Consider the following 24,726-nt stretch of genomic DNA (forward strand, 5'->3'; position numbering starts at 1 on the left):
CCTTTCGGCCTCGCCCCTCGGCGTGCTCCAGACTCTAGCTGATCAACAGGGGTGCCGCGCAACTCGGCTGCCGGGCCGTGGATACCGGCCCGCCGCCACGCCGCCCCACCACCGTCCGGCCGCCACTCCGCCGCCGTCCGGTCGCCGCCCCGTCGTCGTCCGCCCGGCGTCCGGCCGTCGGCCCGTGGCCGGGCGCCGGGCGGACCGGGGGTCAGCTGTTGGCGGCGTCGAAGGCCTCATAGACCTTCTTCGGGATCCGGCCGCGCGGGGGCACGTCCATCTGGTGGGAGCGGGCCCAGGCGCGCACCGCGGCGGGGTCCGGCGTCACGGAGGTGTGGTGGTACGCCTTGCCGGACTTCGACCGCTTGCGGCCGGCCTCCACGAACGGGGCGAGGACGCCGCGCAGTTTCTTCGCATTGGCGGGATTGAGGTCGATCTCGTACCACTTACCGTCCAAACCGAAGGTGACCGTCTCTGCGGCTTCTCCGCCTTCGATGTCATCGGAGAGCGTGACTACTACGCGCTGCGCCACGGATATCGGTCCTTTCGAGCAGCAATCCCGTCCTGACATGGGGGGATGCTGCAGATCCGGCTGATTGGGATCAATGCATTTTCATTTGTACAGCGACAGGCATTGCAAGGTGAAGCCCATTTAATTTCCTCAGCGTGTCCCTCCGCAATGCGGACCCCGGGTCTTTTCTGAGATTTTCCCCACCGCTCACCGGAGCCGATGCCGCAACGTGATCACACCGTCACGATATCTATGCGCGTAGATTTTCGAACACGGTACTGTGAGGGCACCGCCTTACGCACCACACCATCGGGAGTGCCAGTGGCACGCGTCGTAGTCGACGTCATGCTCAAGCCGGAGATCCTCGACCCGCAGGGCCAGGCGGTGCAGCGTGCACTGCCACGCCTGGGATTCGAGGGGATCCGCGACGTCCGTCAGGGCAAGCGTTTCGAACTTGAGGTGGAGGGCCCGGTCGACGACGCCGCCCTCGCCCGTATCCACGAGATGGCCGAGACCTTCCTCGCGAACACGGTCATCGAAGACTTCACCGTCCATGTAGAAGACCGGGCCGGATCATGACCCACCCGTCGCCCGCCACCACCCCGGCCGGAGGCCCTTCGGGCCGCAGTAACACTCGCATCGGGGTCATCACCTTCCCCGGCACGCTCGACGACCGCGACACCCAGCGCGCCGTCCGGCTCGCCGGGGCCGAGGCGGTGCCGCTGTGGCACCGTGACAAGGACCTGAAGCAGGTCGACGCCGTGGTGCTGCCCGGCGGTTTCTCCTACGGCGACTACCTGCGGGCGGGCGCCATCTCGCGCTTCTCGCCGGTGATGGAGACCGTGATCGAACAGGCCAGGGCCGGGCTGCCGGTGCTGGGCATCTGCAACGGCTTCCAGGTCCTGACCGAGACCCACCTGCTGCCCGGCGCCATGCTGCGCAACGAGAGCCTCCACTTCGTCTGCCGTGACCAGAAGCTGCGGGTGGAGAACGCCGGCACCGCCTGGACCACCGACTACACGGCCGGCCAGGAGATCTCCGTACCGCTGAAGAACATCGACGGCCGGTACGTCGCCGACGAGCGCACGCTCGACATGCTGGAGGCCGAGGGCCGGGTCGCCTTCCGCTACCTGACCGGGGGCGACACCGCCGACGGCTACGGCAACCCCAACGGCTCGCTGCGCGACATCGCCGGCATCACCAACGAGGCGGGCAACGTCGTCGGCCTCATGCCGCATCCCGAGCACGCCGTCGAGCCGCTGATCGGCACCGGCCGGACGGACGGGCTCGGATTCTTCACCTCGATCCTGAAGAAATTGGTCAACGCATGACGCTCGACACGGTCAAGCACGCAGCCGAGACGCCGGACACCGACCAGCCGTGGGCCGAACTCGGCCTGAAGCAGGACGAGTACGAGCGCGTCCGCGAGATCCTGGGCCGCCGTCCCACCGGTGCGGAACTCGCGATGTACTCGGTGATGTGGTCGGAGCACTGCTCGTACAAGAGCAGCAAGGTCCATCTGCGACAGTTCGGGCAGAAGGTGCCCGAGAACGACGCGATGCTCGTGGGCATCGGCGAGAACGCCGGTGTCGTGGACGTGGGCCAGGGCTTCGCGGTCACCTTCAAGGTCGAGTCGCACAACCACCCCTCCTACGTCGAGCCGTACCAGGGCGCCGCCACCGGCGTCGGCGGGATCGTGCGCGACATCATCGCCATGGGCGCCCGCCCGGTCGCGGTGGTGGACCCGCTGCGCTTCGGCGCCGCCGACCACCCCGACACCAAGCGCGTCCTGCCGGGCGTGGTCGCGGGCATCGGCGGCTACGGCAACTGCCTGGGCCTGCCCAACATCGGCGGCGAGGTCGTCTTCGACGCCTGCTACCAGGGCAACCCGCTGGTCAACGCCGGTGCCATCGGCGTGATGCGGCACGAGGACATCCACCTGGCCAAGGCCTCCGGCGCGGGCAACAAGGTCATCCTCTACGGGGCCCGGACCGGCGGCGACGGCATCGGCGGCGCCTCCATCCTGGCCTCGGAGACCTTCGACGACGCAAAGCCGAGCAAGCGGCCCGCCGTCCAGGTCGGCGACCCCTTCCAGGAGAAGCTGCTCATCGAGTGCACCCTGGAGGCGTTCGCCGAGAAGCTGGTCGTCGGCATCCAGGACCTCGGCGCGGCCGGCCTGTCCTGCGCCACCAGCGAGCTGGCGTCCAACGGCTCCGGCGGCATGCGCGTGGAGCTGGACGACGTACCGCTGCGCGACTCGACGCTCTCGCCCGAGGAGATCCTCATGAGCGAGTCGCAGGAGCGCATGTGCGCCGTCGTGGAGCCGGACAAGGTCGAGCGGTTCCTGGCGATCTGCGAGAAGTGGGACGTCACCGCCACCGTCATCGGTGAGGTCACCGACGGCGACCGGCTGGAGATCTTCTGGCACGGCGAGAAGATCGTCGACGTCGACCCGAAGACGGTCGCGCACGAGGGCCCGGTCTACGAGCGGCCGTACGCCCGCCCCGCGTGGCAGGACGCGCTCCAGGCCGACGACGCGAACAAGCTGGCGCGCCCGGCGAACGGCGCGGAGCTGCGCGAGCAGGTCCTCAAGCTGGTCGGCTCGCCCAACCAGGCGTCCAAGTCCTGGATCACCAGCCAGTACGACCACTTCGTGCAGGGCAACACGGTGCTGGCGCAGCCGGAGGACGCCGGCATGATCCGCATCGACGCGGCCTCCGGCCTGGGCGTGGCCATCGCCACCGACGGCAACGGCCGGTACGCCAAGCTGGATCCGTACCACGGTGCGCAGCTGGCGCTGGCCGAGTCCTACCGCAACGTCGCGGCCACCGGTGCCAAGCCGCTGGCGGTCTCCGACTGCCTGAACTTCGGCTCGCCGGAGGACCCGGCGGTGATGTGGCAGTTCGCCGAGGCCGTCCGCGGCCTGGCCGACGGGTGCCTGGAGCTGGGCACGCCGGTCACCGGCGGCAACGTCTCGCTGTACAACCAGACCGGCGAGGCCGCCATCCACCCGACTCCCGTCGTCGCGGTCCTCGGTGTGATCGATGACGTGCGGCGCCGCACCCCGGTCGCGTTCGCCGACGAGGGCCACCTCATCTACCTCCTCGGTGACACCGAGGAGGAGCTGGGCGGGTCGGCCTGGTCGCAGGTCGTCCACGATCACCTGGGCGGCCTGCCGCCGAAGGTGGACCTGGGGCGGGAGAAGCTGCTGGCCGAGATCCTGATCTCGGCCTCCCGCGACGGCATGATCGACGCCGCGCACGACCTGTCCGACGGCGGTCTGGTGCAGGCGCTGGTCGAGTCGTGCCTCAAGGGCGGCAAGGGCGCCCGCATCGTCGTCCCGGACGGGCAGGACCCCTTCGTCCTGCTGTTCTCCGAGTCGGCGGGCCGCGCCATCGTCGCGGTGCCGCGCAGCGAGGAGCTGCGGTTCACCGACATGTGCGGCGCGCGGGGCCTGCCGGCCACCCGCATCGGCGTCATCGACGGCGACGCACTCGACGTCCAGGACCAGTTCACCATCTCGCTGAGCGACCTCAGGGAAGCTCACGAGGCGGCGATCCCGGCGCTGTTCGGCTGAGTCCGGCCGGCTCCGGTCGGGCCTGGTCTGGTCTGGCCGGTCCGGTCGTGTGGTGGTCCGTCCCTTCCCGGGGGCGGGCCACCGCGCCGTCGGGCGGCCGTACGGGCTTCCGCTCGGCGCCTGTCGGCGCATCTGCCCCCGGCGCGTCAGTCCCCGGCGCCTCAGCCCGTATGCGCAGCGCCAGGAGCAGCGCCAGCGCCAGCACCCCCGCCGAGCAGAGGAAGACCACTCCTGTGGACGCGCTGAAGGCGTCCACGGCCCGGGCGTGGGCCTCGCCCTTCAGGGTCGGTATGGCGCTGGTGGAGCCGCCGGGGCCGCGGTCGGCGTAGACGCGGGCGAGCACCGTACCGAAGAAGGCCGTGCCCAGGGAGCTGCCGAGGGTCTGGAAGAAGCGGACGCCGGTCGTCGCCACGCCGAGCTGGTGGCGCGGCGCGGACTGCTGCACCAGCACGATCAGTTGTCCCAGCGTCTGGCCGAACCCGGCGCCGAGCAGGAGGAGTTCGGCCCGTACGGCCCACAGCCCGGTGTCGGCGTCACTGGCCGAGAGCAGCAGGGTGGCCACGGCGGCGCAGGCCGTACCGCTGATCACGGACGCCTTCTCCGGCCGGCCGCGGGCGGCGAGCCTGCCCGTCAGCAGGCCCGAGCCGGCTATGCCGAGCGCTACCGGGATCATGAAGAGGCTCGCGGCGGTGGGGGCGATGCCGCGGGCCAGCTGGAGATAGATCATCACGTAGACCAGCGAGCCCATCATGGCCACGCCGATCAGGCCCTGTACGGCGAAGCCGATACGCAGGGCGGGGATGCGGAACATCGTCAGCGGGAGCAGCGGCTCGGCCGCGGTGGCCTGCCGCCACAGGAACAGGGCGAGCAGCGCCACGGCCCCGCCCGACAGGCCGAGGATCACCGGTGAGCCCCAGCCGTGGTCCCGGCCGCCCCACTCCGTCACCAGGAGCAGTGCGGTGGAGAACGCCGCTGCCAGCGCCGCGCCGAGGAAGTCGATGCGGTGCCGCTCGCCGTGGTGCGGGAGTCTGAGGACGAGCGCGGAGGTGATGAGCACGGCGATGCCGACCGGCAGGTTGACGTAGAAGATCCAGCGCCAGTCCGCGTGGTCGGCGAGCAGACCGCCGACCACCGGTCCCAGGGCCATGCCGGCCCCCGCGACCAGCCCGCCTGCCCCGGCGCCCTTCCGCCCGCCCTTCCGGCCCGCCCCCTTGAGCTGGGCGATGACGACCATGGTGACGCTCATCAGCCCGCCGCCGCCCAGCCCCTGCACCGCGCGGAAGGCGATGAGCTGCTCCATCGACTGGGCGGCCCCGCACAGCGCCGAGCCCAGCAGGAAGGTGGCGACGGCCCCGAGGAAGACGTTCTTGGCGCCCAGGGAGTCGCAGAGTTTTCCGTACAGGGGCAGCGCCGCGGTGGCGGCCAGCGAGAACGCGCTGATGAGCCAAGGGATGCGGTCGACGCCGTGCAGCGGGTCCAGCTCGCGGGCGATCGGGACCGTCGCGGCCGAGACGATGTTCGTGTCGAGGACGGCGAGCAGCATCGTCGCGAGGCAGACGGCCAGGCCGACGCGGAGCCGGGCCGGTGTCATACCGCCGGGCACGGCGGGGGAGGACGGCCCGCCCGGCGCGGCTCCCGCCACGCGTCCCGCGGCACCGGCCGGTCCCGCTCTGCCGGCCGCACCGGCCGTGCCCGCCCCGCGAGTTGGGGCCGTACCGCCCTCGGCAGCCGAGCCGCCCGAGGAAGTTGGCGAAGAAGTGGTGGAAGTGGTCATGGCAGCACCATGCCCGCGAAGCGTGGACCGAGTCAATGTTTAGCCCGGTATTATTTTTTGCCCTGGTACAGTAGGGTCCATGGACGAGGAGATGGGGCTGCGCGAGCGGAAGAAACTGCAGACCGAGCGGCGCGTATGGCGGACCGCCGTCGAACTGTTCCTGGAGCGGGGCTTCGAGAAGGTCTCCGTGCAGCAGATCGCCGATGCCGCGGATGTCTCCAAGATGACCGTCTTCAACTACTACGGCTCCAAGGAGGACCTGGTCCTCAAGCCGATGGAGCACCACGCCGGGGACGCGGCCCGGGCCGTCCGCGACCGCGGGCGGGGCGAGTCCGCCGTCGAGGCGGTCTGCCGCCAGTTCGTCGAGATGCTGGAGCGGCGGGATCCGTCCGTCGGCCTGTGCGACCAGGCGGAGGTGCTCAGCATCCGCCGGCTGATCGTGGAGACCCCCGCCCTGCTGCTTCGCGCGTACGCCAACCGGCTGCACGGCCTCCAGCAGCTCGCCGAGGTGCTGGAGGAGGAGGCCGGCGGCGACCGGGTGGACGCCCAGGTCGCCGCGGGCCAGTTGATGGCCGCCCGCAACGCGCTCATCAACGAGAACCACCGCAGGCTGCTGGCCGGTGAGTCCGCGGACGCCGTGTATCCGGACGCGGTCGCCGCCGCGCACCGCGCCTTCGAGCTGGTGGGGCGCGGTTTGGGGGACTACGCCGCGCGCTCCGCCGAGTAGCCTCGACGCCATGCCCAGTGCCAGCAGGCCCTCCGGCCGGTCCCGCGCCCGCAGTTACGACTCCGCCAAGACCCGCGCCGCGGTCGTCGCGCAGTTCGGTCATGTACGCGTCGCCGTGGAGCGGCTGACCCCCGAGCAGTTCGCGCTGCCCACCCGCCTCGGCGACTGGACGGTCCGCGAACTGGTCGCCCATCTGGCCATGGCCGTCGAGCAGGTCCCGGCAGCCCTGGCGAAGCCCGCGCCGCCCGCCCAGGAGGTCACCCTCGCCTCCTGGCCGTCCGCGACCCGCGCGCTGGCCGGGAAGGTCGACGAGATCGCCCGCGCGACGGCGGCCGAGGCCGCACCGGCGGACCTCATGGACCGCGCCGCGGCCCGCTACGCCGAAGCCGTCCCCATGGCCTCCGACGACCGGCTGCTGGCCGCCCGGATCGGCGCCATGCGGCTGGCCGACTTCCTGGTGGTCCGCTGCGTCGAACTGGTCGTGCACACCGACGACCTGGCCGCCGCCACCGGTCTGGAGATCCCGTACGACCGCCAGGCCCTGGCCACCGCCACCCGGCTGCTCGCCGACGCCCTCGCGGCCAAGGCGCCGGGCGGCTCGGTCGAGGTCCGGGTGCCGCCGTTCGCCGTCGTCCAGTGCGTCGAGGGCCCCCGGCACACCAGGGGCACACCGCCGAACGTCGTGGAAACCGACCCGCTCACCTGGCTGCGCCTGGCCACCGGCCGTACGACCTGGCCGACGGCGGTCGGGGAAGCGGCGGTGAGCGCCAGCGGCGAACGGGCCGACCTGGCACCGTACTTGCCCCTTATGGGCTGATTGCGGCCGGTGGCCGGGAGGGCGGCGCGGCGCCCGTCGGCGGCCCTCCCGCGCGGTGGGCGAGCGCTGCGAGGCCGGGCCGATACGTCCAGAAATCGTCAGAAGTGCTCACCTGGACGTCATGCACGCAAACGCGAGTGGCGCATCTCACCTCGCGCCCTTGCGGAAGGACATACGGCACCGGACGGAGCGGAGGTGGCGCACGCTGGCGGCGGACCCGAAACGGCCGGGCCCCGGGTACGGAGAGCGTGGCCACGAGCCCTCCGCGAAGCGCGGTCCGGCCCGTGAGCGGACGCTCACGCCCGGCAATCCTCCGCCCGGACCAGGGCTCCCGGCGCCCGCTCCGGTTCGATCCCCGGTTCGGATGAATCGCGGACCTGCCCTAGACTCGGTGTCGTGCCACGTGGTGACGGACGACTCAGCCACGACCTGCTCCCCGGCGAGAAGGGCCCCCAGGACGCATGCGGCGTCTTCGGTGTCTGGGCTCCGGGTGAAGAGGTCGCCAAACTCACCTATTTCGGGCTGTATGCCCTGCAACACCGCGGACAGGAGTCCGCGGGCATCGCAGTGAGCAACGGCTCCCAGATCCTGGTCTTCAAGGACATGGGCCTGGTTTCCCAGGTCTTCGACGAAACCTCCCTCGGCTCCCTCCAGGGCCACATCGCCGTGGGCCACGCCCGCTACTCCACCACCGGCGCCTCGGTGTGGGAGAACGCCCAGCCGACCTTCCGCGCCACCGCGCACGGCTCGATCGCCCTGGGGCACAACGGCAACCTGGTCAACACCGCCGAACTGGCCGAGATGGTCGCCGCGCTCCCCCGGGAGAACGGCCGCGCGACCCAGGTGGCGGCGACCAACGACACCGACCTGGTCACGGCCCTGCTGGCCGGCCAGGTGGACGACGACGGCAAGCCGCTGACCGTGGAGGAGGCCGCGCCGCGCGTCCTGCCCAAGGTCATGGGCGCCTTCTCGCTGTGCTTCATGGACGAGCACACGCTGTACGCGGCCCGCGACCCGCAGGGCATCCGCCCGCTGGTCCTCGGCCGCCTGGAGCGCGGCTGGGTGGTCGCCTCCGAGACGGCCGCCCTGGACATCTGCGGCGCCAGCTTCATCCGCGAGATCGAGCCCGGCGAGATGATCGCCATAGACGAGAACGGCCTGCGCAGCTCCCGCTTCGCCGAGGCCAAGCCCAAGGGCTGTGTCTTCGAGTACGTCTACCTGGCGCGCCCGGACACCGACATCGCGGGCCGCAACGTGTACCTCTCCCGGGTGGAGATGGGCCGCAAGCTGGCCGCCGAGGCCCCCGCCGACGCCGACCTCGTCATAGCGACGCCGGAGTCCGGCACCCCGGCCGCGGTCGGCTACGCGGAGGCCAGCGGCATCCCGTACGGCGTCGGCCTGGTCAAGAACTCCTACGTCGGCCGGACCTTCATCCAGCCCTCGCAGACCATCCGCCAGCTCGGCATCCGCCTCAAGCTCAACCCGCTCAAGGAAGTCATCCGCGGCAAGCGCCTGGTGGTCGTCGACGACTCGATCGTCCGCGGCAACACCCAGCGCGCCCTGGTCCGCATGCTCCGCGAGGCCGGTGCCGCCGAGGTCCACATCCGGATCTCCTCGCCGCCGATCAAGTGGCCGTGCTTCTACGGCATCGACTTCGCCACCCGCGCCGAGCTGATCGCCAACGGGCTGACCGTGGACGAGATCGGCACCTCGCTGGGCGCCGACTCCCTGGCGTACATCTCGATCGACGGCATGATCGAGTCGACGACGATCGCCAAGCCGAACCTGTGCCGCGCCTGCTTCGACGGCCAGTACCCGATCGAGCTGCCCGACCCGGAGCTGCTGGGCAAGCACCTCCTGGAGTCGGAGACCGCGGGCCAGTCCAAGCCGGACCTGGACGGCGTCGAGACGCTGACGGCCGGGGTCGGCGGCGCCGACGCGCTGCGCCGCCCGTAGAGCTCGTACCCACCGACAGGAAAGATCTCAACGCCATGTCTGCCGAGTCTTTTGAGCGTGCCCCGCACGCGGGCACCAGCGCCAGCTACGCAGCAGCGGGCGTGGACATCGAAGCGGGCGACCGCGCCGTCGACCTGATGAAGCAGTGGGTCAAGAAGGCCACCCGGCCCGAGGTCGTCGGCGGCCTCGGCGGGTTCGCCGGCCTCTTCGACGCCTCCGCCCTCAAGAGGTACGAGCGGCCGCTGCTCGCCTCGGCCACCGACGGCGTCGGCACCAAGGTCGACATCGCCCGCCGGATGGGCGTCTACGACACCATCGGCCACGACCTGGTCGGCATGGTCGTCGACGACCTGGTCGTCTGCGGTGCCGAGCCGCTGTTCATGACCGACTACATCTGCGTCGGCAAGGTCTACCCGGAGCGGGTCGCGGCGATCGTCAAGGGCATCGCCGAGGGCTGCGTCCTGGCCGGCTGCGCGCTGGTCGGCGGGGAGACCGCAGAGCACCCGGGGCTGCTCGGGGCGGACGACTTCGATGTGGCGGGTGCCGGTACGGGCGTCGTCGAGGCGGACCGGGTGCTGGGCGCGGATCGTATCCGTACGGGTGACGTCGTCCTCGCGATGGCGTCCTCCGGGCTTCACTCGAACGGGTACTCACTCGTTCGCCACGTGCTGTTCGACCGGGCCGGGATGTCCCTGGACCAGCGGGTCGAGGAGCTCGGCCGCACCGTCGGCGAGGAGCTGCTGGAGCCCACGAAGATCTACTCGCTGGACTGCCTGGCGCTGACCCGCACCACCGAGGTGCACGCCTTCTCGCACATCACCGGCGGCGGCCTGGCCAACAACCTGGCCCGCGTCATCCCGGACCACCTGCACGCCACGGTCGACCGGTCCACCTGGACGCCGGGCGCGGTCTTCGACCTGGTCGGCAAGGCCGGCGAGGTGGAGCGGCTGGAGCTGGAGAAGACCCTGAACATGGGCGTCGGCATGATCGCCGTCGTGCCGCAGGAGTCGGTGGACGTGGCGCTGACCACCCTCGCGGACCGCGGTGTGGACGCCTGGGTCAGCGGTGAGATCGTCGAGCGCGGCGCGCACACCGACGCCGTGACCCTGACCGGTGACCACCCTGCCTGAGCCGGCCGTCAGGGCAGCACAGAACCCGGTCCGAGGTCACCGCCCCGGACCGGGTCCGTGGAAATGCTGTGCACACCGTGCACGCACGACTCAGGAGACGTCGTACGTCAGGCGCGACGACGCTGCTGGGACGAGTTGCCCTCGTCCTCGTCATCGTCGTCTCGGTTGTAAAGGTCGGCGTACCGCGCGTACGGGTCGTCGTCCTCGTCATCCTCGAACGGCTCGCCGTTCGGCGGCTGCTGCTGTGCCGGCTGTTGCGGCGATGCACCCAGCTCTTCGGCCAGGCGTGAGAGATCAGTCCCACCGCTGTTGTACTTCAGCTGGCGGGCGACCTTCGTCTGCTTGGCCTTGGCCCGGCCGCGCCCCATGGCTCGACCCCCTCAACGACGGGGCTCGACGGCCCCAGAGTCTTGACACGCGTTCATGATTCAGAGCGGACTCTCGACGGAGAGACCGGCCCGTAGGGCTTTAACGGTACCTGCTTCCGCGGCCATACGGTACGTCGCCCGCACCACCGACCGCTCGGCACGACCGGCGGGACGCCCCGTCCCCGCTGGTCAGCTGCGATTTTAACCTGTTCGCTCCGGCGACCCGCCGACGGGTGGTGAGGGATGTCTCCTTCACCACCCGTGATCCCTTACGCAGCGCTCAGAGATCGTTACGCGAACGCCCCGGCTCCGCTTCCTCCACCCTCCGTGACGCTGCCCGGCACGGTCCGTGACCGGTGCAGCGTTCGCGGGGGCATGGGAGCCGTCCCGGGACCGCCCGACAGCATGATCGGATCGCGATTGGCTTCGGTCGGACCCGAGCATTGGTGGGCATTGGCGGTCAGAATCGGTCGTCATCGCTCACTCGACCGGCCGAAAAAATGGCCTGAACTCGTCGGTCCGGGCCGACGGGCGCTGCCGTCCGCCGGCCCGGTGCCGGGGTCAGGACCGGCGGGCGTCCGCCATGCGCTGCTCGGCCAGCCGGTCCGCCGCGGCGGCCGGCGGAATGCCGTCCTCCTTCGCACGAGCGAATATCGCCAGCGTGGTGTCGAAGATCTTTGCCGCCTTGGTCTTGCACCGGTCGAAATCGAAACCGTGCAGCTCATCGGCGACCTGGATCACGCCGCCGGCGTTCACCACGTAGTCCGGCGCGTAGAGGATGCCACGGTCGGCGAGGTCCTTCTCGACGCCCGGGTGCGCCAGCTGGTTGTTGGCCGCGCCGCACACCACCTTCGCGGTCAGCACGGGCACCGTCTCGTCGTTCAGGGCGCCGCCGAGGGCGCACGGCGCGTACAGGTCCAGGCCCTCCGTACGGATCAGCGCACCGGTGTCCGCGGCCACGGTGACCTGCGGGTGCCGGGAGCGGACGCGCTCGATCGACTCGGCGCGCACATCGGTGATCACGACCTCCGCGCCGTCCTGGAGGAGGTGTTCGACGAGGTGGTGGCCCACCTTGCCGACGCCCGCGACGCCGACTTTGCGGCCGCGCAGCGTCGGGTCGCCCCACAGGTGCTGCGCGGAGGCGCGCATTCCCTGGAAGACACCGAAGGCGGTCAGGACCGAGGAGTCGCCGGCGCCGCCGTTCTCGGGGGAGCGGCCGGTGGTCCACTTGTTCGTACGGGCGACGACGTCCATGTCCGCGACGTAGGTGCCGACGTCGCACGCGGTCACGTAGCGGCCCCCGAGGGACGCCACGAACCGGCCGTAGGCGAGCAGGAGTTCCTCAGTCTTGATCAGCTCAGGGTCGCCGATGATCACGGCCTTGCCGCCGCCGTGGTCGAGACCGGCGAGGGCGTTCTTGTACGACATGCCGCGGGAGAGGTTCAGGGCGTCCAGCACGGCCTCGTCCTCGGAGGCGTACGCGTGGAAGCGGGTGCCGCCGAGGGCCGGGCCCAGGGCGGTGTCGTGGATGGCGATGACGGCCCGCAGACCGCTGGCGCGGTCCTGGCACAGGACGACTTGCTCGTGGCCACCCTGCTCGGAACGGAACAGGGTGTGCAGGACGCCGCCGTCGGCGCTGACGGCTGAGGCTCCCCCCTGCACCGGGTGCTCGGGGGAGGGACGTACGTCGGTCACGGTGGTGACTCCCATAGTCGCGGTGGACGCCCTCCGGTGGCTCCGTAGTGCTTGTGGCAGGGGGAGGGCGGGAGGGCCGGTCGGGAAGAGAGTAAGACCTGGAGGGGGAGCTGATCGGTGCAGTGCGGAGGATCACCCTCTCCTGGGGGACGGGCGTGGGACGATTTGCCGTACCTCGGGCCGGGCGGCGTGAGCCAACTCCCGGCACTTTGCACCTCTTTGCCATTCTTTGCTGTTGTTTCGGTGGGCGGCATCGTGAAGGAATCGAAGGAGCGGGCGTGGCCCTGGCGTCGTCGGTGATGGTCCCGTACGCGGCATATCTACGGGTCTACGAGCCGCTGGCAGCGTTCCCAGAACCGGAGCGCTCCTACTGGGCGCGCTACGCCCGGCGCGCCGAGACCCCTACGGTTCAGGACGAACTTCGGCGGTCTCTGGCCGATTTGCTGCCCACTCCGCCCGTTCCGGTGCCGGTTCATGAAAGCCGCGACGCTTTCATCACGGCCGTGGACGGCGTGACGTGCGTCTGTCCCTGGCGGACGCGGCTGCGCGGCTGGCAGGCCCTGGAGGAGCTGTCCGAACTGCTGCCGGCGCCGGTGCTGGACGCGGCGCTGCCGCCGGTGGTACGGCGCCAGGCGGCCGCGGACTACGAGGAGTGGCTGGAGCGCAATCCGGACGCCCGGCCGTGGATCCGTACCGCCACCTGGCACGTACCGGTGCGCTGGTTCGCGCTGTTCGGCGACGACGAGCGGGAGTACACCAAGAGTGAGCAGGGCCCGGTGCTGCGCTACCGCACGCCCATGGTGCAGGCGCGGCGCCGGGTGGCCCGGGGGCTGCGGACGCTGCGCGACTCCCTGGAGGAGGGCCCGCTGATCGACGGCCTGGTGGACGTGGGCCGCTGGCTGGAGGAGTTCCACCCGCGGGCGCTGGTGGAGCTGGACTACGGGGGGCTGGTGCACGCGGTGCCCGAGGGGCAGCTCGCCGAGGACCGGTCGGCCGCCGAGGTGGCGGAGGGGCTGGCGGCGCTGCGCGAGGGCGACAGCGACCGGGCCGGCGAGGCGTACGAGAAGTTGTCGGACCGGTGGCGTGAGGTGCGCGAGCGGCAGTTCGCCAGCTGAGACGGCGGGTGCGGGAGGGGTGCGCGGGGCCGCTGTGCTGCGTACGGTCTTGCGATGCGGTTCGTAGGGTGTCCCGGCGCGGTCCGTACGGGCTCCGGTCGGCCCTCGCCGTTCCTCCGGAACGACAAACTGATCACCGGCCGGCGAGGTTCGTGCACACTACTGAGACGAAGGTGTGGGACGTAGGTCCCGATCCGGACGATTACCTCAAGCGTGACCTAAAGCACTGACTTCGGGCCTTGCGGCCAAGCCATACCCTCGTGCCAAAATAGGACAAGGAGCCCGACAAGGGTTCCTTCCGCCCTAGTAAGGGCGGATAGTTCGCTATTGCGCTCCTTGGTGGGTCTGATGGCGGGTGGTCGCCGTGTGACTGATCGTCACGGTGGGGTGACTGTCCGCTATGGCATGGTCCATCGGCTTCCGCCGAGGTTGAACACCTGAGAGGGCAATTCCATCGGTTTGGCCGACGTGGCTGGACAGATGGTGTAGTTGTAGTGCCGAGGACAAGCCGTTCGTCCTATAACCGACTCGGCCCGCGTCCGCCATTTCGGGCAACGCGGGTCAAGGTGCAGAATTTAGAGGAAAGAACCGTGATGGTTCGGTTCTCCCGAGGAGGCCGCTCATGACCGCTCGCACCCCTGACGCCGAGCCGCTGCTTACCCCCGCCGAGGTCGCCACGATGTTCCGCGTGGACCCGAAGACGGTGACCCGCTGGGCCAAGGCAGGCAAGCTCACGTCCATCCGCACGCTCGGAGGACACCGGCGCTACCGCGAGGCCGAGGTTCGCGCACTGCTGGCGGGCATTCCGCAGCAGCGCAGCGAATCCTGAACAACCGCATGACCGGGCTGTTTTCGGGCCCCCCAACCCGATCCCGGCCCATGGAGCCGCAACCGGCTCCGCTCAGCACCATCTAGCACCACAAAGCTCCATATGACGCGGCGTCTGCCCCAACAGGCGCCACACCCGCACCATCTGGGTACGTCATCGATCGCGCTGGACTCCGCCGGGTCCAGCGCGATTTTCTTTGCGCGCGCCGGACCCCGCCCGTGGCCGGCCCGGCCGGCTGGGCACCGCCCGCGGGGGCCGCCGGGAACGGGCCCCGCCGTACTCCGGTCCAGTCCGCGGACTGCCGGGCGGGCGGTGCAATTGCACATATTAAATTGACCGGGTGTAGGGCGGCCGTAAGCTTCCCGGTTCCCGAAAGTCGTCCGGTGACACCCGTCACAGGGCCGGACGCTTGTGGTGTCAACGCCACTGCGATAAAAGGCCGGTGCGCGGGCCTCTCTTCAACAGCCTCCCACCGGGGGGCCGGTGGGAAAGGCGCCGTTGGTCACCTGGCGGAGGGACTTTCGTCCCCGGCGGGCGCGGCCAGCGGCGCGCGGAGCGCCGACGCCTTCGTCCCGGGGGACGCCGGGTCCGTGCGCGGTGAGCCCTCAGGGGCCGTGGAGGGGCCCGTGGCGGGCCTCGCGGGCGGCCGGGCGGCGGAGTCGGCGGCAGTGGTACCGGCGGCGCCGCCACGAGGCTCCATGGCGAGCCGCAGGAGGCGGGCGCACACGGGGCAGTGGCGGGTCAGATGGCGATAGCCCGTGGCGGCCGACAGATGGGCCCGCAGCAGCGCTCTGATCTCGTGCCTGGCGGCTGTCGACATCGCACACTCCTCCCGGCCCCGCACTCTGCATCGTGACTACCGGCGGTGCGCGCCGCAGTCAATACGCGGAAAGGTCCCGGCCTGTACGCCCCCGGCCTTCGGGCCGCGAGGAGAAGGCGCCCCCGTCGATGAGAAGACGGCACTTCCGTCCACACTCCCCGGCCCGGGGGCAACGCAAACGGCCCGCATCCCAGGGGATGCGGGCCGTTCTGCTGCGGTCCTGACGGGATTTGAACCCGCGGCCTCCACCTTGACAGGGTGGCGAGCACTCCAAACTGCTCCACAGGACCTTGGTGCGGCTTCCGCTTGCGCGGTGCTGCGAAGCAAGACTCTACAGCAGGTCAGGGGGTGCGGTCGAACTCGGCCCCGGCGGCCCGCCCGGAAGGGGCCCCGGGACCGGTCAGGACTTGGGCACCGCCGCGTCCACGGCCTTCACGATCCGCTTGTCGGAGACCGGGTAGGCGGTGCCGAGCGCGTGCGCGAAGTAGCTCACCCGCAGCTCCTCGATCATCCAGCGGATCTCCCGGGCCTCGGCGGGCACCGGCCGCCCCGGCGGGAACTGCTCCAGCAGCCAGGCGTACTCGTCCTGCATCTCCTTGACCTTCGCCATACGGGAGCGGTCCCGCTCGGCGTTGTTCGGGAGCTGCTGGAGCCGGCGGTCGACGGCGACCAGGTAGCGCATGAGATCCGGCAGCCGCTTCGTGCCGTGCGCGGTCACGAATCCGGGCTTGATCAGGGCGGCCAGCTGCTCCTTGATGTCGGTGAGGGAAGGGAGCAGCGAGGGGAAGGTGGTGGCTTTGAGACGGCGCTCACACGCCTGCCAGGCCGCCAGCACCTCCCGGGTCTGCTGGACCGTCCGCATCGTCGCGTCCACCAGGTCGGCGCGCACCGCGTCGAAGAGCTTGCGGAAGGACTCCTCGTCCCAGGCCGGACCGCCGTGGGCGGCGATCAGCCGGTCCGTGGCGGCCGTCACACAGTCCTCGAAAAGGGCCTGTATGGAGCCATGGGGGTTGGCCGACAGTGCGAGCTTCTGTTGGTTGGTGAGCTTTCCCTGCGCGAACTTGGCTGGGTTGCTCGGAATATTCAGCAAAATCAGACGACGGGTGCCGGCCCACATCGCGGCCTGCTGCTCCGCCTCGGTGTCGAAGAGGCGTACGGCCACGCTCGTACCCTCGTCCACCAGCGCCGGGTACGCCTTCAGGGGCTGCCCGCCGCGCCGGGTCTCGAAGGTGCGCGGCAGCGTGCCGAGCGTCCAGGACGTCAGGCCGGTGCGCTGCTCAAGGGCGGCGGGCGTCCCGGCCCCGGCGCCCTTGCCCTCCCCGGCGGGCCGCTCGGCGGCCTGCGCGAACGCCTTGGTGAGGGCTGCCTGCGTCTTCGGCTTGAGCTTCAGCCGCAGTGCTTCGAGGTCCTTGGCCTCGGCCAGCTTGCGGCGCCGCTCGTCCACCACCCGGAACGTGATCTTCAGATGGTCGGGGATCTTGGCCAGGTCGAAGTCGGCCGGGTCGACCGGCACGCCGACCATCCGCTGGAGCCCGGCCGCCAGGGCGGTGGTCAGCGAGCCCTGGAGGGGCACCGCCGAATCCAGGAAGCGGGCGGCGAAGTTCGGCGCCGGCACGTAGTTGCGGCGGATCGGTTTGGGCAGCGAACGGATCAGTTCGGTCACCAACTGCTCACGCAGGCCCGGGATCTGCCAGTCGAAGCCTTCGGAAGAGACCTGGTTGAGCACCTGGAGGGGGATGTGCACGGTCACGCCGTCCGCGTCCGCGCCCGGCTCGAACTGGTACGTGACGCGGAACTTGAGCTTCCCCTGCCGCCAGGAGTCCGGGTAGTCGTCCTTGGTGACGGCTTCGGCGGACTCGTTGATGAGCATGGAGTGCTCGAAGTTGAGCAGCTCCGGTTCCTCGTGACGCTTCTTCTTCCACCACGCGTCGAAGTGCGCACCCGATACGACGTGTTCGGGCAGCCGCTGGTCGTAGAAGTCGAAGAGCGTCTCGTCGTCCACGAGGATGTCGCGCCGGCGCGCCCGGTGCTCCAGCTCCTCGACCTCGCCGAGCAGCTTGCGGTTGTCGTGGAAGAACCGGTGGTGGGTGCGCCAGTCGCCCTCGACCAGGGCGTTGCGGATGAACAGGTCCCGGGAGGTCTCCGGGTCGATCCGCCCGTAGTTCACCTTGCGCTGGGCGACGATCGGTACGCCGTACAGCGTGACCCGCTCGTACGCCATCACCGCGGCCATCTTCTGTTCCCAGTGCGGCTCGCTGTACGTCCGCTTCACCAGGTGCTGGGCCAGCGGCTCGATCCACTCGGGCTCGATCCTCGCGTTCACCCGCGCCCACAGGCGGGACGTTTCGACCAGCTCCGCCGACATGATCCAGCGCGGCGGCTTCTTGAAGAGCGCCGAGCCGGGGAAGACCGCGAATTTCGCGCTGCGGGCGCCGAGGTATTCGTTCTTGGCGTCCGTGTCCTTCAATCCGATGTGCGAAAGCAAACCGGACAGAAGAGAGGTGTGAATGGGGTCGGGCGCCGCGTCCTGCTCGCTGAGGTGGACGCCCATCGTCTTGGCGACCGTACGCAGCTGCGAGTAGATGTCCTGCCACTCGCGTATGCGCAGATAATTCAGGTACTCGTTGCGGCACATCCGGCGGAACGCCGAGGACGACAGCGCCTTCTGCTGTTCGCGGACGTACCGCCACAGGTTCAGGTAGGCCAGGAAGTCGCTGGTCTCGTCCTTGAAGCGGGCGTGCTGCTGGTCGGCCTGCTGCTGTTTGTCCGCGGGCCGCTCGCGCGGGTCCTGGATGGACAGCGCCGCCGCGATCACCATGACTTCGCGTACGCACCCGTTGCGGTCGGCCTCCAGCACCATCCGGGCCAGCCGCGGGTCCACCGGCAGCTGGGAGAGCTTGCGCCCCAGCTGGGTGAGCCGCTTCTTGGGGTCCTTCTGCTTCGGGTCGAGCGCGCCCAGCTCGTGCAGCAGGTCGACGCCGTCCTTGATGTTGCGGCGGTCCGGCGGGTCGATGAACGGGAACTTCTCGATGTCGCCGAGGCCGGCCGCGGTCATCTGGAGGATGACGGAGGCCAGGTTCGTCCGCAGGATCTCCGCGTCGGTGAACTCCGGGCGGGTGAGGAAGTCGTCCTCCGAATACAGCCGGATGCAGATGCCGTCGCTGGTCCGGCCGCAGCGGCCCTTGCGCTGATTGGCGCTCGCCTGCGAGATCGGCTCGATCGGCAGCCGCTGGACCTTGGTGCGGTAGCTGTAGCGGGAGATCCGGGCCATGCCGGGGTCGATGACGTACCGGATGCCCGGCACGGTCAGCGAGGTCTCCGCGACGTTGGTCGCGAGAACGATCCTGCGGCCGGTGTGGCGCTGGAAGACGCGGTGCTGCTCGGCGTGCGACAGGCGCGCGTACAGCGGCAGCACCTCGGTCTGCGGCAGGCTCTTCTTGTTGAGCGCGTCGGCGGTGTCGCGGATCTCGCGCTCGCCGGAGAGGAAGACCAGGATGTCGCCGGGTCCCTCGGCCCGCAGCTCGTCCACCGCGTCGCAGATCGCGGTGATCTGGTCGCGGTCGCTGTCGGTGCCGCCCTCCTCCAGGAGCGGGCGGTAGCGGACCTCGACCGGGTACGTACGGCCGGAGACCTCGATGATCGGCGCGCTGGGGGCGGCGTCCGGGGCGTCCTCCTGGGCCTTCCCGCCCTGCGCCCGCTCGTCCGGCTTCCGCCCGCCCTGCGCCGGCACGGCCGCGAAGGAGCCGAAGTGCCGGGCGAAGCGCTCCGGGTCGATGGTCGCGGAGGTGATGACGACCTTCAGGTCCGGCCGCCGGGGCAGCAGCTGCGCCAGATAGCCGAGGATGAAGTCGATGTTGAGGCTGCGCTCGTGGGCCTCGTCGATGATGATCGTGTCGTACTGGCGCAGCTCGCGGTCGGTCTGGATCTCCGCGAGCAGGATGCCGTCGGTCATCAGCTTCACGAGGGTGTCGGAGCCGACCTGGTCGGTGAAGCGGACCTTCCAGCCGACCGCCTCGCCCAGCGGCGTCCTCAGTTCCTCGGCGACCCGCTCGGCGACCGTGCGGGCGGCGATCCGGCGCGGCTGGGTGTGCCCGATCAGGCCCCGCACCCCGCGGCCCAGCTCCAGACAGATCTTGGGGATCTGGGTGGTCTTGCCGGAGCCGGTCTCGCCCGCGACGATCACGACCTGGTGACCGCGGATCGCTTCGAGGATCTCGTCCTTCTTCTGGCTGACCGGCAGCTGCTCCGGATACGTGATCGCGGGCACCGCGGCGCGGCGCTGCTCGACGCGCAGCTCCGCCTCCTCGATCCCGTCGGCGATCTCGGCGAGCACGGCCGCGCGGGCCTCGGGCTTGCGGATCCGGCGCGCGCCGTCGAGCCGGCGCCCCAGCCGCTGCTGGTCGCGCAGCATCAGCTCGGGCAGCCGCTCCAGGAGAGCGGACAGGGTGGGGGCGGCACCGTCGGGCCGGGCGGAGGCAGGCTGACTGGACATACGCGTCCCAGGATCTCACCTCCGCGAATACGGTGGCGAACGAATTGCCGGTGGGACGGACGCGGGGGAGGGCGGCGGCAGGCGCGCGTCGGGCGCCCGGGGGCGCGCTCCAGGCGGGCGGCCGTACGTCCGGCGCCTCGGCACCCGTATGCCCGGCCCCCTCCCGGGGCCCACACAGTGGGCCGACCACCAGGGGAATGTCCGGGATAGGTGTTTTAGCGTGGCCTTATGGATGATCAGCACGGTGACCTCCCCCAACCGCACGGTGCCCACGGACGGCCTCCCACCAAGGCCGAGAGATGGGCCGCGTTCAAGAGGTCGCCGTTCCTGCCCGCCACCGTGCTGGTCTTCATCCTCGCCGTCGCCGCCGGCCTCTTCGCGGGCTCGTACACGTACACCATGGCCAACCCGACCCCGCGGCACATCCCGACCGCCGTGGTCGGCCCGCCGGACACCCCGCACGGCAAGGCGTTCGCCGGCGGCATGGAGAAGGCCCTGAACGCTTCCCTCCAACTGCACGAGTACGACTCGTACGCCGCGGCCGAGAAGGGCATCGAGGAGCAGGAGGTCTTCGCGATCCTGCGGGTGCGGGAGCGGAGCGTGGAACTGGACGTGGCCGGGGCGGCGGGAGCCCAGGTGGCGCAGGTGCTCGAACAGGCGGGGCCCGAAGTGGGCAAGGAGGTCGGCGTGCCGGTCGAGGTCAAGGACCTCAAGCCGCTGCAGGAGGGCGACCCGCGCGGGCTCGCCCTCTTCTACATCTCGCTCGCCGCGGTGATCATCGGGTTCGTCGGCGCGATCCAGCTGAGCGTGCACGCGCGCGGACTCAATCCGCTGGAGCGGATCGCGTTCACCGCGCTGTACGCGCTGCTGGGCGCCTTCGCGATCGCCGCGGTCGTGGACTGGCTGCTGGGCGCGCTCGACCTGCCCTTCGTGGAGTCCTGGCTGATCCTGGCGCTGACGATGTTCACGTCCGGCATGGTCTTCACGATGTTCAACACGCTGATCGGGCGCTGGGCGATGATCCCGACGTGGGGCCTGATGGTGCTGCTGGGCAACCCGTCCTCGGGCGGCGCGGTCTCCTGGCCGCTGCTGCCGTCCGTCCTCGGGCACATCGGCCGCTGGCTGCCGCCGGGCGCCTCGGTCAACGCGCAGCACACGGCCGTCTACTTCGGCGCCTCGCAGCACGCCTTCCCGTTCCTGGTGCTGGCGGGCTGGGCGCTGGTCTCGTGCGCGGTCTTCTGGACCTGGCGGCACCGGCACCCGGGCGGGCGCGAGGTGGGGGCCCTGGCTTCGGGCGTGCACCGGGCGGGCGCGCCGGGGGCCTGACGGGCGGCGCCGGTACGGGTACGGGGTGCCGGTACGGGCGCGAGACCGCCGGTACAGGTACGGAATGCTGATACGGGTACGGATTGCCGGCGCGGGTACAGGGCGCCGGTACGGACACGGGGTGGCCGCGACCGCGGCGGCCGCCCCGGTGCCCCGGCCCGGTGACCCGGCCCGGGGCAGGAAAAAGGCCCCGATCCGAAGATCGGGGCCTTGTCCCACTGCTGGTGGCTGGGGCCGGGGTCGAACCGGCGACCTATCGCTTTTCAGGCGATCGCTCGTACCAACTGAGCTACCCAGCCACAGCGGTCCTGACGGGATTTGAACCCGCGGCCTCCACCTTGACAGGGTGGCGAGCACTCCAAACTGCTCCACAGGACCTTGCACTGTGCGAGAACAAGTCTCGCACACGGTAATGCGTGCCCCCAACGGGATTCGAACCCGTGCTACCGCCTTGAAAGGGCGGCGTCCTGGGCCACTAGACGATGAGGGCTGATGGCCCGCCTTGGTGCCTTGTGGGGCGCCGTCGGGGACGTGAGAAGCATATGGGATGCAGGGACCGTTCGCCAAAACGGTTTGTTCGAACCCGGTGGCGGGGGCCGCGGCGGGTCGGCCGGACGGGTGGTCCGGCCGACCCGTGGGGCCGTACCCCCACCGGTCCGTGAGCTGTGTCCCGACCGGGCCGGGTGGCCTAAGAGGAGCCGGGGGACGGTGTGCCGGACGGGGTGGCCGAGGCGCCCGGGGAGCGGGTGCCGGAGGACCCGGGGCTCGGCGACGGCGAGGCGCCCGGCCGGTTCTCCTGCGGCAGATGGCGGCTGACCTCGGCCTTCGACAGGCCGAGCCCGCCGAGCGTGATCTCGTCCCACGCCTGGAGGTGCCGGGTCCGGCGGTCCAGGTAGAGGACGGACGCCTGTACGGGCGCGGGCTTCTTGCCCTGCACCGCACGCAGCCCGCCGCCACCCGTGGAGCCCTCGATCATCAGCCGGGTGCCCCGGGGGAGCACGCTGTTCTCCCGGTGGTGGATGTGGCCGGCCAGGGCCAGCGGGGCCAGGCCGTCCGCTTCGGCCGCCGCGACCGGGTTGTGCGCCAGCGCGATGTCCACAGGGGTGCCGGCCAGCCGCTGCGTACGGAGCGAGTCGGCCAGCCTGCCGCCCGCCGTGCGCTCGGCGAAGTCGCCTTCCGCGACGACCGAGCGGTCCGGTGTGAACTGCGGGTCGCCGACGCCCGCGATGCGCAGCCCGCCCACGCTGACGGCCCGGCCGTCGTCGAGGACCGTGGCGTTCTTGCGGGTCCCCAGGTACTTCTGCGTGGTGGCGGAGTCGTGGTTGCCGCGCACCCAGACGTACGGCGCGCCGAGCGTGGCGACCGAGTCCAGGAACGCGTTCTCGGCGGCCGAGCCGTGGTCCATGGTGTCGCCGGTGTCGATGATCACGTCGATCTTGTACTGCTTCACCAGCGACTTGATGATCTGCCAGGCCGCCGGGTTCAGATGGATGTCGGAGACGTGCAGCACCCGGATGGTGGTGGGGTCGGGGGCGTACGCGGGCAGCGTGGAGGTCGCCTCGTACAGCTTGGTCACGTTCGTCACCAGGCGCGCCAATTCCTTCTGGTACACGTCGAATTCGCTGACGATGTTGCGGGCGTTGCCGACCACCGAGGGCGCCGAGGTCAACAGCCCGGAGAACTTCGGCTCCAGGACGGACTTGGGGTTCCAGGTGGCGTACGCGGCGGCGCCGGACGAGGCCAGCAGGGCGAGCGCCAGCCCGCCGGCCGCCAGCGCGCGGCGCGGCCTGCGGTAGACCGCCAGGCCCAGCGCGGTGGCGCCGGAGACGACCGCGACGCAGGAGCGGAAGGCCAGGGTGCCGGTGCCGCTGATGACGTCGCGGGTCACCTGCTCCTGGAGCCCGGCGAACCGTTCCGGGTGGTCGACCAGGGCCTGGGACCGTACGGGATCCAGCCGGTCGACGTCGACATCGAGCCGGATCGGCGCGTAGTGGCTGCGCAGTTCCAGGGCGCCCAGCGGCGAGACGTTGATCTTCGTGCCGCCGGTGAACGACGGGCGCAGTGTCATGTTCGTGTCCACCGGCCCGACCGGCGCGTGGATGCTGCCGACGATCAGCAGCCCCAGCCAGGCGCCGAGCAGGGTGACGGCGATCAGCCCGAGGGCGCGGGCGTACGGGTGGGGGGTGTGGGTGAGGGCGCTGGTGGGAGCGGAGTGATGGGAGCGGTAGTCGCGGAGGACGGCGGCGGGGAAGCCCCGTACCCGGGCGAGCGAGGCACGGAGCAGCCGGAACACGGAGGAGCCGGAGGAGCCCGGGGAGGAGCCCCCGGGCGGCGCGACGCGGGCCATTGGGCGCGTATTCCCGGGTGGCGCGCCCGTCATGCCCGGAAAGCGGCCCCCGGCGCGGGCCCTCCCCGGGGCGCCGCGCGGCACCGCTGCCGTGCGGTGGTGTGGCGGACAATGGGGAGTGTGCTGGAGATGACGCGCGAGGAGTTCGAGGAACTGGTCGCCGAGGCGCTGGACCGGATCCCACCGGAGCTGACACGGCTGATGGACAACGTGGCGGTGTTCGTCGAGGACGAACCACCGGCCGAGGACCCCGATCTCCTGGGGCTGTACGAGGGCACACCGCTGACCGACCGCGGCGAGTGGTACGCGGGCGTGCTGCCCGACCGGATCACCGTCTACCGCAACCCGACCCTGCGGATGTGCGAGACGCGCGAGGACGTGGTGGCGGAGACGGAGGTGACCGTCGTCCACGAGATCGCACACCACTTCGGGATCGATGACGAGCGGCTGCACGCGTTGGGGTACGGGTGAGGGGGCGCGCCGGGGCGGGTGCGGGGGCGGACGGCCGGTGGCGGGCCGGTCCCGTGGCGGTCGGCCGGGCCGGCTGAACGGCGGTTCGTGGCTTTCGTGGCGTTCGGGGTGCCACAGGCGCCGCCCAGGGCGGTGATCAGGGGAAAACGCGCCGGATCCGGTGCGTACGGCGCGTGTCCTCGGGCCGTCGGCGGGAGTTGGGCAGGGCGTTCATCTCCGCAGTCTCCGCGCCCCCGGATCCGGAGGTCCCATCCGTGCGCCCGATCGCTTCCCCCCTTACCGGCCCGGCCTTGACCCGGCTCGCCGCCGCCGTGGCCGCCGCTTCCGCCCTGGCCGCGTCGCTGAGCGGCTGCATGAGCGTGCGCGACGCGGAACCGCCCAAGCCCTCGGGTTCGGCCGCCCGGCATGACGGCGGACCCGCGCCGGACGGCGGTGCGGTGGACAGCCGTACGGACAGCCCCCGGCGTATCACGGGGCGCACGGACGGCAAGCACGGCACGGAGGGGCACGCGGGGGCGCCCGCGCAGGAGCGCACGCCGTCACAGCGCTCGGCGGAGCCGCAGCCCGAGCCCGCGTCGGGTGACGTCCCCGGGCCTTCGCAGGCGGGCCCGTCGCGTTCCCGCCCCGCGGGAGCACCACCGGCACGGCCCGGCGGCAGCCGTCCCTCGACGCCCTCCCAGCCGCCCCGTACGACTCCGACCGTGAAGCCGACACCGAGCGCGAGCCCGGACCCGGAGCCGAGTTCCCCCGCGCCGGCCCCGACGTCCGGAC

18 protein-coding genes and 4 tRNA genes are annotated in these 24,726 nt (G+C 71.0%); 11 read left to right on the forward strand and 11 right to left on the reverse strand.

Annotated elements, in window-relative coordinates:
- Positions 1–211 precede the first annotated feature (211 nt).
- Entirely contained in the window at positions 212–532 is a 321-nt protein-coding gene (locus CP973_RS02330; protein WP_150237124.1) for a histone-like nucleoid-structuring protein Lsr2, read from the reverse strand.
- A gap of 300 nt (positions 533–832) precedes the next feature.
- Between CP973_RS02330 and purS the strand changes: the two genes are divergently transcribed.
- From purS to purL, 3 genes are read left to right on the forward strand one after another with little or no spacing between them, the layout of a single operon-like run.
- Positions 833–1,090, forward strand: coding sequence for a phosphoribosylformylglycinamidine synthase subunit PurS (gene purS, locus CP973_RS02335; RefSeq protein ID WP_150237125.1), 258 nt, complete (start codon positions 833–835; stop codon positions 1,088–1,090).
- Positions 1,087–1,842, forward strand: coding sequence for a phosphoribosylformylglycinamidine synthase subunit PurQ (purQ, locus tag CP973_RS02340; protein WP_150237127.1), 756 nt, complete (start codon positions 1,087–1,089; stop codon positions 1,840–1,842). Before purS ends, purQ begins: the two co-directional genes overlap by 4 nt.
- A complete protein-coding gene (gene purL / locus CP973_RS02345) occupies positions 1,839–4,088 on the forward strand; it encodes a phosphoribosylformylglycinamidine synthase subunit PurL (protein WP_150237129.1) in 2,250 nt (749 codons plus the stop codon). The genes purQ and purL overlap by 4 nt, the downstream gene beginning before the upstream one ends.
- On the opposite strand, the gene CP973_RS02350 is transcribed toward purL, so the two are convergent.
- Positions 4,045–5,679 carry an MFS transporter gene (locus CP973_RS02350; RefSeq protein WP_150243031.1) on the reverse strand — a complete coding sequence of 545 codons (1,635 nt, stop codon included), beginning with the start codon at positions 5,677–5,679 and terminating at the stop codon, positions 4,045–4,047. The two genes, purL and CP973_RS02350, sit on opposite strands and share 44 nt — an antisense overlap.
- 262 nt (positions 5,680–5,941) lie before the next feature.
- Here CP973_RS02350 and CP973_RS02355 point away from each other — a divergent pair, with 262 nt between their 5' ends.
- From CP973_RS02355 to purM, 4 genes are all read left to right on the forward strand, one after another.
- Entirely contained in the window at positions 5,942–6,589 is a 648-nt protein-coding gene (locus CP973_RS02355; protein WP_150237131.1) for a TetR/AcrR family transcriptional regulator, read from the forward strand.
- Positions 6,590–6,599: 10 nt separating this feature from the next.
- Complete coding sequence (locus tag CP973_RS02360; RefSeq protein WP_150237133.1) at positions 6,600–7,406, forward strand: maleylpyruvate isomerase family mycothiol-dependent enzyme; 807 nt, start codon at positions 6,600–6,602, stop codon at positions 7,404–7,406.
- 396 nt (positions 7,407–7,802) lie between these two features.
- Positions 7,803–9,362, forward strand: coding sequence for an amidophosphoribosyltransferase (gene purF / locus CP973_RS02365; protein WP_150237135.1), 1,560 nt, complete (start codon positions 7,803–7,805; stop codon positions 9,360–9,362).
- A gap of 35 nt (positions 9,363–9,397) precedes the next feature.
- On the forward strand, positions 9,398–10,492 hold the full coding sequence (purM, locus tag CP973_RS02370; protein WP_150237137.1) for a phosphoribosylformylglycinamidine cyclo-ligase: 1,095 nt from the start codon (positions 9,398–9,400) through the stop codon (positions 10,490–10,492).
- A 107-nt stretch (positions 10,493–10,599) separates the two neighbouring features.
- On the opposite strand, the gene CP973_RS02375 is transcribed toward purM, so the two are convergent.
- Both CP973_RS02375 and CP973_RS02380 read right to left on the reverse strand, forming a co-directional pair.
- Positions 10,600–10,860, reverse strand: coding sequence for a DUF3073 domain-containing protein (locus CP973_RS02375; protein WP_030372983.1), 261 nt, complete (start codon positions 10,858–10,860; stop codon positions 10,600–10,602).
- A gap of 561 nt (positions 10,861–11,421) precedes the next feature.
- Positions 11,422–12,570 carry a Leu/Phe/Val dehydrogenase gene (locus CP973_RS02380; RefSeq protein WP_244409247.1) on the reverse strand — a complete coding sequence of 383 codons (1,149 nt, stop codon included), beginning with the start codon at positions 12,568–12,570 and terminating at the stop codon, positions 11,422–11,424.
- A gap of 263 nt (positions 12,571–12,833) precedes the next feature.
- On the opposite strand from CP973_RS02380, the gene CP973_RS02385 reads away from it, so the two are divergent.
- Positions 12,834–13,670: a DUF8083 family protein gene (locus tag CP973_RS02385; RefSeq protein WP_150237139.1), complete on the forward strand. Its 837-nt coding sequence runs from the start codon at positions 12,834–12,836 to the stop codon at positions 13,668–13,670.
- A 622-nt stretch (positions 13,671–14,292) separates the two neighbouring features.
- Positions 14,293–14,499: a developmental transcriptional regulator BldC gene (bldC, locus tag CP973_RS02390; protein WP_003980577.1), complete on the forward strand. Its 207-nt coding sequence runs from the start codon at positions 14,293–14,295 to the stop codon at positions 14,497–14,499.
- Between the two features lie 502 nt (positions 14,500–15,001).
- On the opposite strand, the gene CP973_RS02395 is transcribed toward bldC, so the two are convergent.
- From CP973_RS02395 to hrpA, 3 genes are all read right to left on the reverse strand, one after another.
- Positions 15,002–15,319 (reverse strand): DUF6274 family protein, encoded by a 318-nt coding sequence (locus CP973_RS02395; RefSeq protein ID WP_150237140.1) that lies wholly within the window; start codon positions 15,317–15,319, stop codon positions 15,002–15,004.
- 215 nt (positions 15,320–15,534) lie between these two features.
- A tRNA-Asp gene (locus tag CP973_RS02400) sits at positions 15,535–15,609 on the reverse strand.
- A 110-nt stretch (positions 15,610–15,719) separates the two neighbouring features.
- Positions 15,720–19,811 carry an ATP-dependent RNA helicase HrpA gene (gene hrpA / locus CP973_RS02405; protein ID WP_150237142.1) on the reverse strand — a complete coding sequence of 1,364 codons (4,092 nt, stop codon included), beginning with the start codon at positions 19,809–19,811 and terminating at the stop codon, positions 15,720–15,722.
- A 228-nt stretch (positions 19,812–20,039) separates the two neighbouring features.
- Between hrpA and CP973_RS02410 the strand changes: the two genes are divergently transcribed.
- Positions 20,040–21,137 carry an ABC-2 transporter permease gene (locus CP973_RS02410; RefSeq protein WP_150237144.1) on the forward strand — a complete coding sequence of 366 codons (1,098 nt, stop codon included), beginning with the start codon at positions 20,040–20,042 and terminating at the stop codon, positions 21,135–21,137.
- 222 nt (positions 21,138–21,359) lie between these two features.
- On the opposite strand, the gene CP973_RS02415 is transcribed toward CP973_RS02410, so the two are convergent.
- The 4 genes from CP973_RS02415 to CP973_RS02430 form a co-directional block, all read right to left on the reverse strand.
- Positions 21,360–21,436, reverse strand: a tRNA-Phe gene (locus CP973_RS02415).
- Positions 21,437–21,440: 4 nt separating this feature from the next.
- Positions 21,441–21,515, reverse strand: a tRNA-Asp gene (locus CP973_RS02420).
- A gap of 39 nt (positions 21,516–21,554) precedes the next feature.
- Positions 21,555–21,627 (reverse strand) — tRNA-Glu (locus tag CP973_RS02425).
- A 198-nt stretch (positions 21,628–21,825) separates the two neighbouring features.
- Positions 21,826–23,484, reverse strand: a complete 1,659-nt coding sequence (locus tag CP973_RS02430; RefSeq protein ID WP_208853122.1) for a metallophosphoesterase family protein — start codon at positions 23,482–23,484, stop codon at positions 21,826–21,828.
- 120 nt (positions 23,485–23,604) lie between these two features.
- Here CP973_RS02430 and CP973_RS02435 point away from each other — a divergent pair, with 120 nt between their 5' ends.
- Positions 23,605–23,955, forward strand: coding sequence for a metallopeptidase family protein (locus CP973_RS02435; protein WP_003980582.1), 351 nt, complete (start codon positions 23,605–23,607; stop codon positions 23,953–23,955).
- Positions 23,956–24,726: the final 771 nt, after the last annotated feature.

The sequence above is a fragment of the Streptomyces albofaciens JCM 4342 genome, assembly GCF_008634025.1.
GTDB lineage: Bacteria > Actinomycetota > Actinomycetes > Streptomycetales > Streptomycetaceae > Streptomyces > Streptomyces albofaciens.

Excerpts from the sequence above, each read along its gene's own strand:
- purQ (WP_150237127.1), top strand. The coding sequence starts at position 1,087 with ATGACCCACCCGTCGCCCGCCACCACCCCGGCCGGAGGCCCTTCGGGC.
- purL (WP_150237129.1), top strand. The coding sequence starts at position 1,839 with ATGACGCTCGACACGGTCAAGCACGCAGCCGAGACGCCGGACACCGAC.
- CP973_RS02350 (WP_150243031.1), bottom strand. The coding sequence starts at position 5,679 with ATGACACCGGCCCGGCTCCGCGTCGGCCTGGCCGTCTGCCTCGCGACG.
- CP973_RS02355 (WP_150237131.1), top strand. The coding sequence starts at position 5,942 with ATGGACGAGGAGATGGGGCTGCGCGAGCGGAAGAAACTGCAGACCGAG.
- CP973_RS02360 (WP_150237133.1), top strand. The coding sequence starts at position 6,600 with ATGCCCAGTGCCAGCAGGCCCTCCGGCCGGTCCCGCGCCCGCAGTTAC.
- purM (WP_150237137.1), top strand. The coding sequence starts at position 9,398 with ATGTCTGCCGAGTCTTTTGAGCGTGCCCCGCACGCGGGCACCAGCGCC.
- CP973_RS02375 (WP_030372983.1), bottom strand. The coding sequence starts at position 10,860 with ATGGGGCGCGGCCGGGCCAAGGCCAAGCAGACGAAGGTCGCCCGCCAG.
- CP973_RS02380 (WP_244409247.1), bottom strand. The coding sequence starts at position 12,570 with ATGGGAGTCACCACCGTGACCGACGTACGTCCCTCCCCCGAGCACCCG.
- bldC (WP_003980577.1), top strand. The coding sequence starts at position 14,293 with ATGACCGCTCGCACCCCTGACGCCGAGCCGCTGCTTACCCCCGCCGAG.
- CP973_RS02395 (WP_150237140.1), bottom strand. The coding sequence starts at position 15,319 with ATGTCGACAGCCGCCAGGCACGAGATCAGAGCGCTGCTGCGGGCCCAT.
- hrpA (WP_150237142.1), bottom strand. The coding sequence starts at position 19,811 with ATGTCCAGTCAGCCTGCCTCCGCCCGGCCCGACGGTGCCGCCCCCACC.
- CP973_RS02410 (WP_150237144.1), top strand. The coding sequence starts at position 20,040 with ATGGATGATCAGCACGGTGACCTCCCCCAACCGCACGGTGCCCACGGA.
- CP973_RS02430 (WP_208853122.1), bottom strand. The coding sequence starts at position 23,484 with ATGGCCCGCGTCGCGCCGCCCGGGGGCTCCTCCCCGGGCTCCTCCGGC.